Source organism: Devosia lucknowensis, assembly GCF_900177655.1.
In the GTDB taxonomy this organism is placed as follows: domain Bacteria; phylum Pseudomonadota; class Alphaproteobacteria; order Rhizobiales; family Devosiaceae; genus Devosia; species Devosia lucknowensis.
The window spans coordinates 124,525-139,197 of sequence record NZ_FXWK01000002.1; the positions used below are offsets into that span (position 1 = coordinate 124,525).

15 protein-coding genes are annotated in these 14,673 nt (G+C 64.8%); 12 read left to right on the forward strand and 3 right to left on the reverse strand.

What is annotated here, in order from left to right:
• Positions 1 to 32 precede the first annotated feature (32 nt).
• The 12 genes from CCK88_RS13005 to CCK88_RS13060 all read left to right on the forward strand — a co-directional run bounded on the left by CCK88_RS13005 (position 33) and on the right by CCK88_RS13060 (position 11,200).
• Positions 33 to 992, forward strand: a complete 960-nt coding sequence (locus CCK88_RS13005) for an ABC transporter permease (RefSeq protein WP_086471039.1) — start codon at positions 33 to 35, stop codon at positions 990 to 992.
• Positions 992 to 1,834 (forward strand): ABC transporter permease, encoded by an 843-nt coding sequence (locus tag CCK88_RS13010; protein WP_086471040.1) that lies wholly within the window; start codon positions 992 to 994, stop codon positions 1,832 to 1,834. The genes CCK88_RS13005 and CCK88_RS13010 overlap by 1 nt, the downstream gene beginning before the upstream one ends.
• Positions 1,831 to 3,561: an ABC transporter ATP-binding protein gene (locus CCK88_RS13015; protein WP_086471041.1), complete on the forward strand. Its 1,731-nt coding sequence runs from the start codon at positions 1,831 to 1,833 to the stop codon at positions 3,559 to 3,561. Before CCK88_RS13010 ends, CCK88_RS13015 begins: the two co-directional genes overlap by 4 nt.
• Positions 3,558 to 4,550, forward strand: coding sequence for a serine hydrolase domain-containing protein (locus tag CCK88_RS13020; RefSeq protein ID WP_086471042.1), 993 nt, complete (start codon positions 3,558 to 3,560; stop codon positions 4,548 to 4,550). Before CCK88_RS13015 ends, CCK88_RS13020 begins: the two co-directional genes overlap by 4 nt.
• Positions 4,551 to 4,560: 10 nt before the next feature.
• Complete coding sequence (locus CCK88_RS13025; protein ID WP_086471953.1) at positions 4,561 to 5,679, forward strand: anhydro-N-acetylmuramic acid kinase; 1,119 nt, start codon at positions 4,561 to 4,563, stop codon at positions 5,677 to 5,679.
• Between the two features lie 4 nt (positions 5,680 to 5,683).
• Positions 5,684 to 6,115 (forward strand): GNAT family N-acetyltransferase, encoded by a 432-nt coding sequence (locus tag CCK88_RS13030; protein ID WP_086471043.1) that lies wholly within the window; start codon positions 5,684 to 5,686, stop codon positions 6,113 to 6,115.
• Positions 6,116 to 6,303: 188 nt separating this feature from the next.
• Positions 6,304 to 7,332 carry a sulfate ABC transporter substrate-binding protein gene (locus CCK88_RS13035; RefSeq protein WP_086471044.1) on the forward strand — a complete coding sequence of 343 codons (1,029 nt, stop codon included), beginning with the start codon at positions 6,304 to 6,306 and terminating at the stop codon, positions 7,330 to 7,332.
• A 71-nt stretch (positions 7,333 to 7,403) separates the two neighbouring features.
• A complete protein-coding gene (locus CCK88_RS13040) occupies positions 7,404 to 7,622 on the forward strand; it encodes a hypothetical protein (RefSeq protein WP_086471045.1) in 219 nt (72 codons plus the stop codon).
• Positions 7,619 to 8,212, forward strand: a complete 594-nt coding sequence (locus CCK88_RS13045; protein WP_086471046.1) for an RBBP9/YdeN family alpha/beta hydrolase — start codon at positions 7,619 to 7,621, stop codon at positions 8,210 to 8,212. Before CCK88_RS13040 ends, CCK88_RS13045 begins: the two co-directional genes overlap by 4 nt.
• Positions 8,213 to 8,446: 234 nt before the next feature.
• Positions 8,447 to 9,292, forward strand: a complete 846-nt coding sequence (cysT, locus tag CCK88_RS13050) for a sulfate ABC transporter permease subunit CysT (RefSeq protein WP_086471047.1) — start codon at positions 8,447 to 8,449, stop codon at positions 9,290 to 9,292.
• A gap of 40 nt (positions 9,293 to 9,332) precedes the next feature.
• Positions 9,333 to 10,151 (forward strand): sulfate ABC transporter permease subunit CysW, encoded by an 819-nt coding sequence (cysW, locus tag CCK88_RS13055; RefSeq protein ID WP_425290638.1) that lies wholly within the window; start codon positions 9,333 to 9,335, stop codon positions 10,149 to 10,151.
• Between the two features lie 11 nt (positions 10,152 to 10,162).
• Complete coding sequence (locus CCK88_RS13060; RefSeq protein ID WP_086471049.1) at positions 10,163 to 11,200, forward strand: sulfate/molybdate ABC transporter ATP-binding protein; 1,038 nt, start codon at positions 10,163 to 10,165, stop codon at positions 11,198 to 11,200.
• Here CCK88_RS13060 and CCK88_RS13065 read toward each other — a convergent pair.
• From CCK88_RS13065 to coxB, 3 genes are read right to left on the reverse strand one after another with little or no spacing between them, the layout of a single operon-like run.
• Entirely contained in the window at positions 11,197 to 11,511 is a 315-nt protein-coding gene (locus CCK88_RS13065) for a hypothetical protein (protein WP_086471050.1), read from the reverse strand. The two genes, CCK88_RS13060 and CCK88_RS13065, sit on opposite strands and share 4 nt — an antisense overlap.
• Positions 11,508 to 14,012 (reverse strand): cytochrome c oxidase subunit I, encoded by a 2,505-nt coding sequence (gene ctaD, locus CCK88_RS13070; RefSeq protein WP_086471051.1) that lies wholly within the window; start codon positions 14,010 to 14,012, stop codon positions 11,508 to 11,510. Before ctaD ends, CCK88_RS13065 begins: the two co-directional genes overlap by 4 nt.
• Positions 14,009 to 14,668, reverse strand: a complete 660-nt coding sequence (gene coxB / locus CCK88_RS13075) for a cytochrome c oxidase subunit II (protein ID WP_086471954.1) — start codon at positions 14,666 to 14,668, stop codon at positions 14,009 to 14,011. Before coxB ends, ctaD begins: the two co-directional genes overlap by 4 nt.
• Positions 14,669 to 14,673: the final 5 nt, after the last annotated feature.

Below are 14,673 nucleotides of genomic sequence, written 5' to 3' on the forward strand. Positions count from 1 at the left end.
CCGGCCGGTCCAACCCCAAGCGGATCGACGTCATGAACTATGTGGTTCAGCGCCTGCTGACCTTTCCCCTGATCCTCCTCGGGGTCTCCATCCTGGTATTCGTTTCGATCCGGCTGGTGCCGGGCGATGCGATCACCGCCATGCTGGGCACCGAGGCAGGCCTCCTGACCCCCGCGCAGCGCGCGGCGCTTTCCGCCTATTTTGGCATCGACCAGCCGGTCTGGTCGCAATATCTGCGCTGGCTCGGCGGTCTGTTCCAGGGCGATCTCGGCATCTCGTCGATCTACGGCAAGCCGGTGCTGACCGTCATTCTCGAGCGTTTTCCGCTTACGCTCCAGTTGTCGCTGATGTCGATGGCGATTTCGCTCAGCGTCGGCATTCCGCTCGGAGTACTCGCCGCCTCCCGCAACGAACGCCCGAGCGACCTCATCGTGAGGGTGCTTGCCATGCTCGGCCAGTCGACCCCGAGCTTCGTGATCGGCATCCTCATCATCTACGTGCTCTCGGTGTTCTTCGGCTTCGTGCCGGCAATGGGCACGTTCACGCCGCTCTTCGTCGATCCGCTGGCCAGCATCAGCCAGCTGATCTTCCCCGCCATCACCCTCGGCTTTGCCTTCGCCGCGTCGGTGACCCGTATTTCGCGCTCGGCCATGCTCGACGTGCTCAGCGACGACTATGTGCGCACCGCCCGCTCCAAGGGGGCATCGCCCCGAAGCGTCATCTGGCGCCACGCCCTGCCCAACGCCCTCATTCCGGTCGTGACGCTATCCGGCGTCGAATTCGGCTATCTCCTGGGTGGCGCCGTGATCGTCGAACAGATTTTCGCGCTGCCCGGCCTCGGGCGGCTGGTGCTCGACGCCATCACGCAGCGCGATTACGCGCTGGTACAGGGCACGATCCTTTTCATCGCCTTCAACTTCCTGGTGGTCAATCTGCTGGTCGACCTCGCCTATGTCGCGCTCGATCCGCGCATCCGGATCGGGAGGCGCTGATGGGCAAGTTGTTCGCCGCGTTGCTCCGCCACCCCTCGGGCCGTATCGGCGTCGTCATCATCGGGCTTTATCTGCTGGCCGCCATTCTCGGCACGGCGGGCCTCACCCCGCATGATCCGCTCAAGCTCTTCGCCATCGACCGGCTCAAGGCGCCCAACGGCACCTACTGGTTCGGCACCGACCTGCTTGGCCGCGATGCCTTCAGCCGCCTCATGGTCGGCATCCGCCAGTCCATGGTCATCGCCTTCGCGTCCGTCGCCATAGCCACGCTCGCCGGCACCATTATCGGGCTGGTCTCGGCCTGGTGGGGTGGCCTCTGGGACGGCCTCTTCATGCGGATCATGGATGTGCTGCTGGCCTTTCCCGCCATCCTGCTGGCGCTGCTGATCATCGCCATCGTCGGCCCCGGCACCGCCACCAGCGTCGCGGCCATCGCCATCGTCTATACGCCGATCTTCGCGCGTGTCGTTCGGGGGCCTGCCCTGTCGCTCAAGCAGCGCGACTTCGTCGACGCCGCCCGCACCTTCGGCAGTTCGCAGGGCTATATTCTCACCCGACACCTGCTGCTCAACCTCGTCGCGCCGCTCGCCGTGCAGGTCACACTGGCCCTCGCTTGGGCGCTGCTCACCGAGGCGGGCCTGAGCTTCCTCGGCCTCGGCACCCAACCGCCGACGCCGTCGCTGGGCTTGATGCTCGCCGAAAGCCGCAATCTCATGCAGCACGCGCCCTGGCTGATGATTTTCCCGGCGGTGACGATCATGCTCGGCATCCTGGGCTTCAATCTCACCGGCGACGCGCTGCGCGACATCCTCGACCCGCGCACCCAGAGGAGAGAGGCATGACCCGCTTGCTCAGCGTCCGCGACCTTCGCGTCGGCTTCGGCCACAACCCCGTGGCCAATGAAGTCGTCAGGGGCATCAGCTTCGATCTCGATGCCGGGCAGACTCTGGCCATCGCCGGGGAGTCAGGCTCGGGCAAGTCGGTGTCGGCTCTTTCGATCAATCGCCTGGTCGATTTCGGCGGGGGTCGCATCACCCAGGGCAGCATCGCGCTGACGCGCGCCGACGGCTCGGTCATCGACGTGGCCAAGGCCGACGAAAAAACCATGCTGGGCATTCGCGGCCGCGATGTCAGTATGATCTTTCAGGAGCCGATGACCTCGCTCAACCCGGTTCACACCGTGGGGGCGCAGATCGAGGAAGCCTTTCGCCTATCCAAGGGCCTGACCGGCGCACAGGCGCACGCCGCCGCTCTCGACGTGCTGCAGCGCGTGCGCATTCCCGATGCCGAATCGCGTCTGGGCTATTATCCGCATCAGCTTTCGGGCGGCATGCGCCAGCGCATCATGATCGCCATGGCGCTGGCCGCCAGCCCGCGCCTGCTGATCGCCGATGAACCGACCACCGCGCTCGATGTCACCGTGCAGGCGCAGATCATGGCGCTGCTTGCCGAACTGCGTGCGGAAACCGGCATGGCGATGATCTTCATCACGCACGATATCGGCCTCGTTGCCGGCATCGCAGATCGCATCATGGTGATGCAGAATGGCGTGGCCGTGGAGCAGGGCGAGGCCGACAGCGTGCTCGATCATCCGCAGCACGACTATACCAGGCACCTGCTGCGCGCCGTGCCGCATTTCACCTCCGGCAAGGCCGTGCGGGAGGATGATGGCGCGCCTGCCATGCGCGAGCCTATCGTCAAGGTCGAGGATCTGGTCGTCCGCTTTCCTGTGGGCAAGGCCTGGTTCAAACCCAAGGGCGCCATCCATGCGGTGGAGGGCGTCAGCTTCGATCTCGTACCCGGCGAGACACTCGCCATCGTGGGCGAAAGCGGCTGCGGCAAATCGACGACGGCACGCGCGCTTCTAGGGCTCAACAGCATCACGCGGGGGCAGATCGTTGCCGGCTCCGGCCATTCACGGCGTCCAGTGCAGATGGTGTTTCAGGACCCCTTCGCGTCGCTCAATCCGCGGCTCAATGTCGAGGCGCTCCTCGCCGAACCCGCGCTGGCCAACGGTCAACGGCTCGATGCGGCCTTACGCAAACGCATGGCATTCCTGCTTGATCGCGTCGGCCTGCCGCAGGACGCGCTGGCCCGCTACCCGCACCAGTTCTCCGGCGGCCAGCGGCAACGCCTCTGCATCGCGCGCGCTCTGATGCTCAATCCCGACGTCGTGGTTCTCGACGAAGCCGTGTCGGCCCTCGATGTGTCGGTGCAGGCCAAGGTTCTCGACCTGCTGATCGACCTGCAACGCGAATTCGGTCTTGCCTATCTCTTCATCTCGCATGACATGGCGGTGGTCGAACGCATAGCGCATCGCATCGCCGTGATGTTTGCCGGTCAAATTGTGGAAATGGGAGATGCCCGCGCGCTCCTCTCCGACCCGCAGCACAGCTACACCCAGCGCCTGATTGCCGCCGTCCCGGCCGTCGAGCGGCGACGTCAGCATTTTACCGTCGATATGACGCAGGTCCCCTCGCTGGTCCGACCCCCCGGCTATGAACCGCCAGAGGCCCGCTGGCGCGACGCCGGCGCAGACCATCGCGTGCGTCTGGAGGAAACGGCATGACCGACGTTCAATCCATGCTCGAGCGTGCCTTCGCGCCCCTTGCCACGTCCATCGATGCGGGCCGCATACCGGGCGGCGTTCTGGGCGTCGTCGATCGCGACGGCAACCGCGCTGTTCGCGCGATGGGCCAGGCGCAGACCGAACCCACCAGCCGCCCGATGACCGAAGAGACCTGGTTCGACCTTGCCTCCCTCACCAAGGTACTGTTCACCACCGAGCGCATCCTGAAGCTGGCGGCGAGCGGCCGCATCGATCTCGACGCGCCGCTGATTTCGGTGATCCCCGACTACCGGCACTACAATCTCGACAATTGGGAGCGCAAGGTCACCTTCCGCCAGTGCCTGGGGCACCAGACGCCCTATCCGGCGGTGTTTCCGCTCTATACCTACGGGCGCGACCCGGACCTCCTGCGCACATTCCTGCTGCAACACGAATTCCCGGCCGGTCCGGCCGTCTATTCCGACATCAACTTCATCCTTCTGGGCATCGCCCTCGAGCGCATCGAGGGCAGGTGGATCCGGCAGATGGACGCCGGCGAAGGGTTTGCTTGGTCGGCCGACCCCGACCATTCCGCCGCCACCGAGGACTGCTACTGGCGTCACCGTGTGCTGGTCGGCGAGGTGCATGACGACAACTGCTCGGCGCTCGAAGGGGCTGGGCATGCGGGCCTGTTCGGCACTGTTTCGAGCGTTCTCGATTTCGCCCGGGACAAGCTCGCCACCGCCGGCCCCGAGGCGCTGATCCGCACCCCGCTTTCGGCTCGCCGCACGCATGGATGGGAGCGCCCCTACGAGGGATGGTCCGGCGGTGAACAGTGCTCGGCGGCGACCATCGGCCATACCGGCTTTACCGGCACCGGGCTGTGGCTGGACTTCGAGCGCGGTCACGCCTGGACGCTGCTGACCAACCGGGTGCATCCAACGCGCCATTTCGACAGCGGCATCCTGCCGCTGCGTCGGGCCGTGGGTGACGCCATCAATGCCATATGAGGAGACGACCATGGAGCCGATCTGGGCCATTGGGCTGATGACGGGCACGGTGCTCGACGGAAACATCGACGTGGCTCTGCTGCGCACCGACGGCGAAACGGTCGAAGGTTTCGGCGCCTATACCCTTGCCCCCTATCCACAATCGATCCGTGACACGCTCGAAGAAACACTGGCGCAGGCGCGGCGCTGGAATTTCGACGGGGCTGAACCTGCCATCTTCGCGGAGGCCGAGGACGCGCTGACCCGCGCCCAGTCCGCTGCCGTACTCGACCTCGTGTCGCAGGCGGGTCTCACGCCCAAGGATATTGGCATCATCGGATTTCACGGCCAGTCGGTATTGCATCGCGCTCCGCAGCCGGGACGGATCGGGGCAACCCGGCAACTCGGCAATGGCAGGCTGATGCACGCGATCACTGGCATCAAGGTCGCCTTCGATTTCCGTTCGGCCGATGTCCGGGCCGGCGGTCAGGGCGCTCCGCTGGCCGCGCTGTACCACCAGGCGCTGCTGCGCAAGATCGGCGCCACCGACGGCAAGACGGCCGTGCTCAACCTGGGCGGCGTCGCCAATGTCACCTTCTGGGATGGCGCCGACACGCTCGTGGCCTTCGACACCGGTCCGGCCAACGCGCCGATCAACGACTTCGTCAAGGCGCTCGGCCTTGGGGATATGGACATGAACGGCCAGATGGCCCTGCGCGGCACGGTCGATGAGGAGCGGCTCGCCCGCCTTCTCACCCATCCATACCTGTCGGCCGCCTATCCCAAGTCGCTCGACCGCTTCGACTTCCTTGCGACCATGGCCGAAGGCCTCGGGGCGGAGGATGGCGCGGCCACGTTGACGGCCTTCACCGCGGGCGCCGTCGGAAAGGCACTTGATCTCCTGCCGCAGCGACCGGAGCGGTTGGTCGTCTGCGGTGGCGGCCGGCACAATCCGGCGATCATGGCCATGCTGGCAACCAGGGCGAAGGTCGAAGCGGTGCCTGCCGAGACCGTTGGCTGGCGTGGCGACGCCATCGAGGCGGAATGCTTCGCATTCCTCGCCGTGCGCGTCCTGCGCGGCATGCCGATCAGCTTCCCCACCACCACCGGCGCGCCGCATCCGCTGACCGGCGGCATTCTGGCGGCGTGATCCGATGGGCGACGTGACCATCGAAGTCACCGACACGCCCGCACAGGGTGATCTCGACTTCATCGGCACGTCGCTTGCCGCATTCAACGACGCCGATGTCGGGGCATCCGATCGGCGGCCCCTGGCAGTGCTCATTCGCGATCCCGATGGCGCGCTCGTTGCGGGAATATCGGGCTACACCGCCTGGGGCTGGCTTTACGTGCAATGGCTGTTCGTGGCCGAAAGCCAACGCGGGCAAGGGCTGGCCGCACAAATGCTCGATGCCGCAGAGGACGAAGCGCGCAGGCGCGGTTGCCGCGGAGCCTATATCGACACGTTCAATCCCTCTGCCCTCAAGGTCTATGAGCGCGCGGGATACACGATCTTCGGCCAGTTGCCGGATTTTCCAACGGGACGAACACGCAGCTTCCTCAGCAAGGCTCTCGCGCCGGCTTGATGGACTGGCCATTCAGCGCAAAGAAAATAGCGAAAACAGCTCTTCAGCAGAACGGCATTATGTCGTGAACGCAGGATCGTGACTTTCCAGCAAAAATATTTCCCACCTATAGTTTGCTGCGCAAGTCAGAACCTTTTCAATCACGACCGAATTGATAGGGTTTAGTCATCATTCACCGGGAGGTTCCGATGAAACGGACTGCCAAGATCCTTGCCTACACAGCCCTCGCAGCCTCGCTGGCCGTCGGCTTCTCCGTCACTGCCCACGCGCAGGACAAGACGCTCATAAACGTCTCCTACGATCCGACCCGCGAACTCTATCGCGAATACAACGACGCCTTTGTCAAACACTGGCAAGAGACAAAGGGCGAAAGCGTCGCCATCCAGGTCACGCATGGCGGCTCGGGCTCGCAGGCACGCACCGTCATCGACGGGCTCGAAGCCGATGTCGTGACCCTGGCGCTCGAAAGTGACATCAACGCCATTTCGGACGCCAATCCCGCGCTCATTCCGGCCGACTGGCGCGGTACGCTCGAAAACAACAACGCGCCCTACACCTCGACCATCGTCTTTCTCGTGCGCAAGGGTAACCCCAAGGGCATCCAGGACTGGGGCGACCTGGTCGACGAGGGCGTCGAGGTGATCACGCCAAATCCCAAAACCTCGGGCGGCGCGCGCTGGAATTTCCTTGCCGCCTGGGCCTGGGCCCGCGAAGCCAATGGCGGCGATGAGGCCAAGGCGCAGGAATATGTTGCCAATCTCTTCAAGCATGTGCCGGTGCTCGATACCGGCGCGCGCGGTTCCACCACCACGTTCGTGCAGCGCGGCATCGGCGACGTCCTGCTCGCCTGGGAGAATGAAGCCTATCTCGCCCTCGAGGAACTCGGCCCCGACGCGTTCGACATCGTCACGCCGTCGATTTCGATCCTCGCTGAACCGCCGGTGGCGCTCGTTCCGGGCAATGCCGAGCGCAAGGGCAACCTTGAAGTGGCGCAGGCCTATCTCGAATACCTTTATTCGGATGAAGGCCAGGCCATCGCGGCAAAGCACTACTACCGCCCGTTCAAGCCCGAAGCCGCCGCTCCCGAGGACATTGCCCGCTTCGGCGACGTAAACCTTGTCACCATCGAGGACTTCGGTGGCTGGCGCGAGGCACAGCCGAAGTACTTTGGCGACGGCGGCGTGTTCGACCAGATCTACGCCGGTCCTACCCAGTAAGTCCCAATGCCGCGGCCGGTCCCAAAGACCGGCCGCATCTGTTTCGAGCCTCTGGAAACCACGAGGACAACATGGTGCATTTCTTCGGCATTCTCACGCCCGGCCCACTGAAGCGCCAGGCTGCGGACGAGGCCCCTCACAAGGCGAACTTCTTCGGCGGCATTCCGGACATCGCAGCCGGTGCCGTCCCCATGACCCGCGCCGAGCAGGATGCGTGCTATCTCGGCGGCAAGGGCCCCGAACCCGACAGGGCTGCCGAAGACGCCACCAGTCCCGCGGCAGACCAATGACCCGCCCTTTCCTCATCATTCCCGGGCTCAACGGATCGGGCGACGGACACTGGCAGCGCCACTGGCTCGCCGATCATGACGACGCTTATCTGGTCGAGCAGTCCGACTGGTCCAACCCGACCGCGGGTCGCTGGATGCACCGGCTGGAACAGGCTGTCATCGCCCATCCCGGGGCCCTGCTCGTTGCCCATAGTCTGGGCACCATTCTCGTTGCGCGGCTTGCTGCCAGTTCGGTCGCGCCACTGGTGGGCGGCGCGCTTCTCGTGGCGCCGGCCGATATCGAGCGGACGTCCGAGCTCCACGCCCGCACATACGAGTTCGGGACCATCCCGACGGAGCGACTGCCATTCCCGGCGCTGGTCGTCGCCAGCCGCGACGACATGTATATGAGCCTCGACAAGGCCCGCCGCGTTGCCCAGGCCTGGCACAGTCCGGTGGTGGATATCGGCCAGGCCGGGCATATTAATGTCGCGAGCGGTTTCGGGCGCTGGCCCGACGGGTACGCCCTGGCGCAGCAGGTGGCGGTCAAGGCCGAGCGCTGGCAGAGGCCGCGCCTGCAACGCCAAGCCCTCGTCCAAAATTACGGGTAAGCCCGGCCGGCAGAATTTTCGCTTGCACAGCCTTGACGCCCGTCCAACGCAACATTTCGTGGGGTGACAGCGCACTGCAAAGAATGATTTTCTACCCGCACCAAAAATCTTGACCGCTGGCCTCCTTGAGATACCCGACTATCTGGCTAGTGTTAGCGCACGTTATCCAAGGCCGAAACTGATGTTCCGACCCCACTATTCCATGCCCGAGAAAATCCGCCTCCGGAGGCATGCATGAAGCCATTTGGCCGCTTCCGCCAGCCGAGCGTCATCCCGGGATTCGGCCTCACCTTCGGCTTCACCATCGCCTATTTTTCGCTGATCATCCTCGTGCCGATGATTGCGCTGGTCATCCGCTCGACGGGCCTCGGGTGGAACGGATTCTGGGCCGCCGCACTTGACCCGCGCGTAGTCGCGGCCCTGCGGACCAGCTTCTCCACGGCATTGATCGCCGCCGCAATCAACGTGGTGTTCGGCACGCTGATCGCCTGGGTGCTGGTACGCTACCGGTTCCCGGGCCGCCGCGTCTTCGACGCCATGGTCGACCTGCCCTTCGCCCTGCCCACGGCCGTGGCCGGCATCGCGCTTACCGCCATCTATGCGCCCAACGGCTTTATCGGCCAGCTGGTCGCCCCGCTCGGCTGGCGCATCGCCTACACGCCGATCGGCATCACCATCGCCATGGTGTTCATCGGCCTGCCGTTCGTGGTGCGCACCATCCAGCCCATTCTCGAAGAAACCAGCAAGGAGGTCGAGGAAGTCTCGGCCACGCTGGGCGCCAATCGCTTCCAGACGATTTCGCGGGTGCTGCTGCCAAGCCTGGCCCCGGCCATCCTGACCGGCTTCGCGCTCGCCTTTGCCAGGGCCGTCGGCGAATATGGCTCGGTGATCTTCATCGCCGGCAACATTCCCTTCGTGTCCGAAATCGCGCCGCTGCTGATCGTCATCCGGCTCGAGGAATTCAACTATGCCGGGGCCGCCGTCATCGCCACGGTGATGCTGGCGATTTCCTTCGCCATGCTGTTCGTCATCAATCTGATCCAGGCCTGGAGCCGCCGGAGGTATGGCTATGGCAGCTGAGATCGCTCACCGTCGCCTGAATTCCCCCACCAACGAGCCCATGTGGGTGCGCGTGCTGTTGATCGCCATCGGTCTCGCCTTCATGGCGCTGTTCCTGGTGCTGCCGCTGGTGGCGGTTTTTTCAGAGGCGTTCCGCCAGGGCATCGGCGCATTCTGGGCGAGCCTGCAGAGCCCTGATGCCCTCTCCGCCATCCGGCTGACCCTTCTGGTCGCGGCCATTGCCGTGCCGCTCAACGTCGTCTTCGGCATTGCGGCGTCCTGGGCCATCGCCAAGTTCGAATTCAAGGGCAAGGCCTTCCTCATCACCCTGATCGACCTGCCGTTCTCGGTCTCGCCTGTCATATCGGGCCTTGTCTACGTGCTGCTGTTCAGCGCCGGCAGCGTGCTTGGCCCCTTTCTCAAGTCCTACGGCATCGAGATCCTCTTTGCCGTGCCGGGCATCGTGCTGGCGACCATTTTCGTCACCTTCCCCTTTGTCGCGCGCGAGCTCATCCCGCTGATGCAGGACCAGGGCACGGGCGACGAGGAGGCAGCGCTCTCGCTCGGCGCTTCGGGCTGGCAGACGTTCTGGCGGGTGACCCTGCCCAACATCAAGTGGGGCCTCCTCTACGGCGTCTTGCTCTGCAATGCCCGCGCCATGGGCGAGTTCGGCGCCGTGGCCGTGGTTTCGGGCAAGATCCGCGGCCAGACGACGACCATGCCGCTGCAAGTCGAAATGTTCTACAACGAATATCAGGGGACGGCGGCTTTCGCGCTCGCATCGCTGCTGGCATTGCTCGCCCTGGTGACACTGGTTCTCAAGACCGCGCTCGAATGGCGTTTCAGCGAAGAGCTGGCCGCCACCGGCCGTGGCCACTGACAGGATAAACGATGGAAGTACGCGTTCAGAATGTGCGCAAGGAGTTCGACCGGTTCCCGGCCCTCCATGACGTGTCGCTCGACATCCGCTCGGGCGAGCTGATTGCGCTGCTTGGGCCGTCGGGTTCGGGCAAGACGACGCTGCTGCGCCTGATCGCCGGCCTCGAGCGGCCGACCGCGGGCCGCATCTTCTTCGGGGACACCGACGCTTCGGAAAAGAGCGTGCAGGAGCGCAACATCGGCTTCGTGTTCCAGCACTATGCCCTGTTCCGCCATATGACGATCCTCGAAAACGTCTCCTTCGGCCTCAAGGTCCGCCCGCGCTCGACGCGGCCCCCAGCCGGGGAAATCCGCCGCCGCGCCATGGAACTGCTCGATCTCGTGCAGCTTGCCGGCCTCGAGAAGCGCTATCCCAGCCAGCTCTCGGGCGGCCAGCGCCAGCGCGTCGCGCTTGCTCGTGCACTGGCCATCGAACCCGGCGTGCTGCTGCTCGATGAACCCTTCGGCGCCCTCGATGCGCAGGTGCGTCGCGAGCTGCGCAAGTGGCTTCGCGAAATTCACGACCGCACCGGTCACACCACAGTGTTCGTGACCCACGACCAGGAAGAGGCTCTTGAACTCGCAGACCGCCTCTGCGTCATGAGCCAGGGCCGGATCGAGCAGGTCGGTTCGCCCGACAGCGTGTACGACGATCCGAGCTCGCCCTTCGTCTTCGGTTTTATCGGCGAGTCCTCGGAATTGCCGGTTCACCTCGAGAACGGTGACGTCTGGGTCGGCGATCGTCCCATCGGCATTTCGCAGCCAGGCACCGTCGCAGGGCAACAGCGCCTGTTTTTCCGTCCACACGATATCGAGCTGGTTGAAGGTGGTGCCGCCCTGGCCGGTGTCGTCGCGTCGAGCCGTCGCGTCGGCGGGACACGCCGGGTCGAACTCGACATCGGCGGCGCCGCGCATCGGGTCGAGATCGACCTGCCGTTCGATCATCCAGCCGGCGAGCGGACCCAGATCGCCTTCCGGCCAAAGCGCTGGCGGCTGTTCCCCGCAGCCTAGACGCAGAGGCTGACGAAGGTCAGCGGCAGGACAAGCGCGAGCACGCCTGCGGCCAGCGCCGCGCGATTGGCCCATAGCGCGGCCACGGCCAGGGTCGTGGCGGGTTCCCCATCGGCCGCCGGCCGCCGCCACGCCAGCCAGGCCATCGGCACGAGGCTCGCCATGCCGGCGGCGATCAGGATCAGCCGGTGCTGCGGCCAGCCATAGGCGCAGCCAAGGGCCTGCAGCGCATAGAGCAGCACGAAAGCCACCGACCACACCGTGAAGCCGGCCGCGAGCCAGACCAGAGCTTTTATATCCTGGCGCATCATGCAGCGCCTCCCGCCCGAGCCAGCAGGAAGCCGAGCAGCAGCGCCGGCACGGTAACGCCGACGGCATAGCCGCTCCAGAGCAGTGCCAGCTGCATTTCGGTCTGCCGCCGCGCCGAAACATAGCCCTGCGCGATCCGCCAGGCACCGTGTCCCGAGAGCAGGGCCGCAAGGGCGCAGTGGATGGCGGAATAGGCGAGGAGAACGAAGATCACCGCCTGCCGAGCATGACCTGTAGGCTCGCTGACCGATGCCATCAGCACGATCAGCAGCACCACCGCACCCAGATGCAGCGCCGCAGCTGCGCCGAGCAGGATCATGGCATTGCCGCCCGCAGCATTGCGAGCCCGTGCCGCAAAGCTCAAACCGGCTCCCAATGCGCTCAATATCACCGCCAGGAGGCCAGGCCAGGGCGATAGCTTGAGCGTGCCGATCCCTGACCAATTGGGGGCCACGACCAGAAGAAACAGGCCACCAAACAACAGCGACGAGAACAGCGTGGCGTTCATGACCACGGCAGCCCGATTGGCCAGTACGCTGACATTGTGCGGGCTTTCCACGTCGAGAACCGCACGCTCGCCCATGCCGATATCGACGGGACCGAAATCCTTCTTCTGGCCGATCGTCGTGGGCCAGAACAGGAAAAGCACCAATGTGGCCAGCGCCCCGAACGGCGCCAGCCAGTATTGCCCGAACAGCATGGCGAGAAAGAAACTCGCGGTTGCGATCGCTGTCCAGAGCGGCAGGTAGGTCCGGCGCGGCAAGACGATCACGTGCTCGGGCGCGCCGGTCACCATGTCGACGCCCATGGTTTCCTGGTCCTCGTTGCGGACGAAGCCGAGATAGCCTCTGCCGCCGGCCAGAACCGGCCCGATGCTTGCTGGCTCCAGCGCGTCGGCGCGAGTGTCGATCCGGGGGATGGCGGCGAAGTTGTAGCTTGGCGGCGGGGTCGGCGTGGCCCATTCGAGCGTCTGCGCCTGCCAGGGATCGCGGCGGAACCAGCGGCCGAAGCGGAACTGCAGGATGATGTCGGCAAGGACGAGGCAAAAGCCCATCGTCAGGATGAAGCCGCCAACCGACGACAGCAGGTTCAGCCAGTCCCAGCCCCAGTTGGAGGGATAGGTCGAAATGCGCCGCGGCATCCCCATGAGGCCGGTGAGGTGCATGAGGAAGAATGTGAGGTTGAAGCCCACGAGGATCAGCCAGAAGGCGGGCACCGACAGGCGGTAGAGGCTCTGGCGGCCGGATATGTGCGGCATCCAGTGATAAATGCCGGCAAGCATGGGAAAGACGAAGCCTCCCACCAGCACATAGTGCAGGTGCGCAACGACGAAATAGCTGTCATGGGCCTGGGTGTTGAACGGCACCATGGCCAGCATCACCCCGGTCAGGCCGCCGATCACGAAGACGAAGAAGAAGCCGAACACGTAGAGCATGGGGATATCCCAGCGTGGCCTGCCCGAGGCCAGCGTCCCCAGCCAGGCGAATATCTGCACCGCGGTCGGAATCGCCACCAGGGCGCTGGCGGCCGAGAAGAAGGCGAGGGCCAGATGCGGGATACCCACCGTGAACATGTGATGGACCCAAAGGCCGAAGGAGAGGAAGCCCATGGCGACGATGGCTGCGATGATCGCGCGGTAGCCCAGGATCTGCCTTTGCGCGAAGACCGGGATGATGGTCGACAACGCGCCGGCGGCGGGCAGGAAGATGATGTAGACCTCCGGGTGGCCGAACAGCCAGAAGAGGTGCTGCCAGAGCAGCGGATCGCCCCCGCGGGTCGGATCGAAGAACGGCAGGTCGAAGGCCCGCTCGAGTTCGAGCAGGATCGATCCCAGGATCAGCGGCGGGAAGCCGACGATCATCATCCCTGATGTCACCAGCATGTACCAGCCCATCAGCGGCATGCGCGCCAGCGACATGCCCGGCGCGCGCATCTTGAGGATGGACACGAAGATCTCGATGGCGGCCGTTACTGCGGAAATCTCGACGAAGGTTATGCCGAGCAGCCACACATCGGCATTGATACCGGGTGTGTAGGGGCGCGAGGAGAGCGGGGTGTACATAAACCACCCGCTGTCCGGGGCCACGCCAGCGAGCATCGCCACGATCAGGATGGTGCCGCCGAACAGGTAGCACCAGAAGCCGTAGGCAGTGAGCCGTGGGAACGCCATATCGCGTGCGCCCAACATCTTGGGCAGCATGTAGATGACAAAACCCTCGAACATCGGAATGGCGAAGAGGAACATCATCACCGTGCCGTGCATGGTGAAGATCTGGTTGTAGATTTCCGGGCCGATGAAGGCGCTGTTTGGGGTCGCCAGCTGCGCCCGGATCAGCATGGACAGAAAACCGCCAATGGCAAAAAAGGTGAGCGCCACCACCATGAAGCGCTTGCCCAGAACCGTGTGGTTGACACTCGACAGGCGACCGATGCCGGGCGGGGTCATCCACACGCGCTCGAGCGCCTTGTGGAGGCGGATGGAGGAGAGAGGCGCGTCGCTCATCGGCCGGCCTCCATCAATGCGGCAAAGTCATCGGGAGCATGAGCCTCGACACGGAATTGCATGCCGTCATGTCCCTCCCCGCAATATTCGGCGCATTGGCCCCAATAGATGCCGGGCGCGTCGGCCTCGAGGCGGATGACATTGGTGCGTCCGGGGATGGCGTCGATCTTGCCTCCGAGACGCGGAATCCAGAACGCATGGATGACGTCTTCGGCCGTCACGGCGATGTCGACGGGCTCGCCCGCTGGAATGTGCAGTGTCTGGCCATCCATCGGCGTGCCGTCGGGAAAGCCGAACTGCCAGGACCAGCGTTGCGCATGCGCTTGCAAGCGCATGGGCGCGTCGCCCTTGGGCAAAAGCTGCTCTCCCAGCACCAGTGCGGTGCCCGTGAGCAGGACGAGCACGGGGATCGGCAGCACCAGCCCGCCACCAATAATCCACTGTGCCGGCGTGATGCGGGAGACCCAGCCAGTGCGCAGGTATGCCAGCGCGAACATGGTCATCACGAGGGCAAAGAGCAGTACCGATCCGGCCAGCATGACCCACCACAAGGTGGCCAGATTGGCGGCGCGCGGACCTGCCGGATCGAGGGTCGACAGCTCCCCGGTGCAACCGGCCAGCAGGAGCGGCGTTGCACACAGTGCAACGAACCTCATACAAG

Excerpts from the sequence above, each read along its gene's own strand:
- ctaD (WP_086471051.1), bottom strand. The coding sequence starts at position 14,012 with ATGAGCGACGCGCCTCTCTCCTCCATCCGCCTCCACAAGGCGCTCGAG.
- CCK88_RS13060 (WP_086471049.1), top strand. The coding sequence starts at position 10,163 with ATGGAAGTACGCGTTCAGAATGTGCGCAAGGAGTTCGACCGGTTCCCG.
- CCK88_RS13065 (WP_086471050.1), bottom strand. The coding sequence starts at position 11,511 with ATGATGCGCCAGGATATAAAAGCTCTGGTCTGGCTCGCGGCCGGCTTC.
- CCK88_RS13045 (WP_086471046.1), top strand. The coding sequence starts at position 7,619 with ATGACCCGCCCTTTCCTCATCATTCCCGGGCTCAACGGATCGGGCGAC.
- CCK88_RS13020 (WP_086471042.1), top strand. The coding sequence starts at position 3,558 with ATGACCGACGTTCAATCCATGCTCGAGCGTGCCTTCGCGCCCCTTGCC.
- cysT (WP_086471047.1), top strand. The coding sequence starts at position 8,447 with ATGAAGCCATTTGGCCGCTTCCGCCAGCCGAGCGTCATCCCGGGATTC.
- CCK88_RS13030 (WP_086471043.1), top strand. The coding sequence starts at position 5,684 with ATGGGCGACGTGACCATCGAAGTCACCGACACGCCCGCACAGGGTGAT.
- cysW (WP_425290638.1), top strand. The coding sequence starts at position 9,333 with ATGTGGGTGCGCGTGCTGTTGATCGCCATCGGTCTCGCCTTCATGGCG.
- CCK88_RS13025 (WP_086471953.1), top strand. The coding sequence starts at position 4,561 with ATGGAGCCGATCTGGGCCATTGGGCTGATGACGGGCACGGTGCTCGAC.
- CCK88_RS13010 (WP_086471040.1), top strand. The coding sequence starts at position 992 with ATGGGCAAGTTGTTCGCCGCGTTGCTCCGCCACCCCTCGGGCCGTATC.
- coxB (WP_086471954.1), bottom strand. The coding sequence starts at position 14,668 with ATGAGGTTCGTTGCACTGTGTGCAACGCCGCTCCTGCTGGCCGGTTGC.
- CCK88_RS13035 (WP_086471044.1), top strand. The coding sequence starts at position 6,304 with ATGAAACGGACTGCCAAGATCCTTGCCTACACAGCCCTCGCAGCCTCG.
- CCK88_RS13040 (WP_086471045.1), top strand. The coding sequence starts at position 7,404 with ATGGTGCATTTCTTCGGCATTCTCACGCCCGGCCCACTGAAGCGCCAG.
- CCK88_RS13005 (WP_086471039.1), top strand. The coding sequence starts at position 33 with ATGAACTATGTGGTTCAGCGCCTGCTGACCTTTCCCCTGATCCTCCTC.
- CCK88_RS13015 (WP_086471041.1), top strand. The coding sequence starts at position 1,831 with ATGACCCGCTTGCTCAGCGTCCGCGACCTTCGCGTCGGCTTCGGCCAC.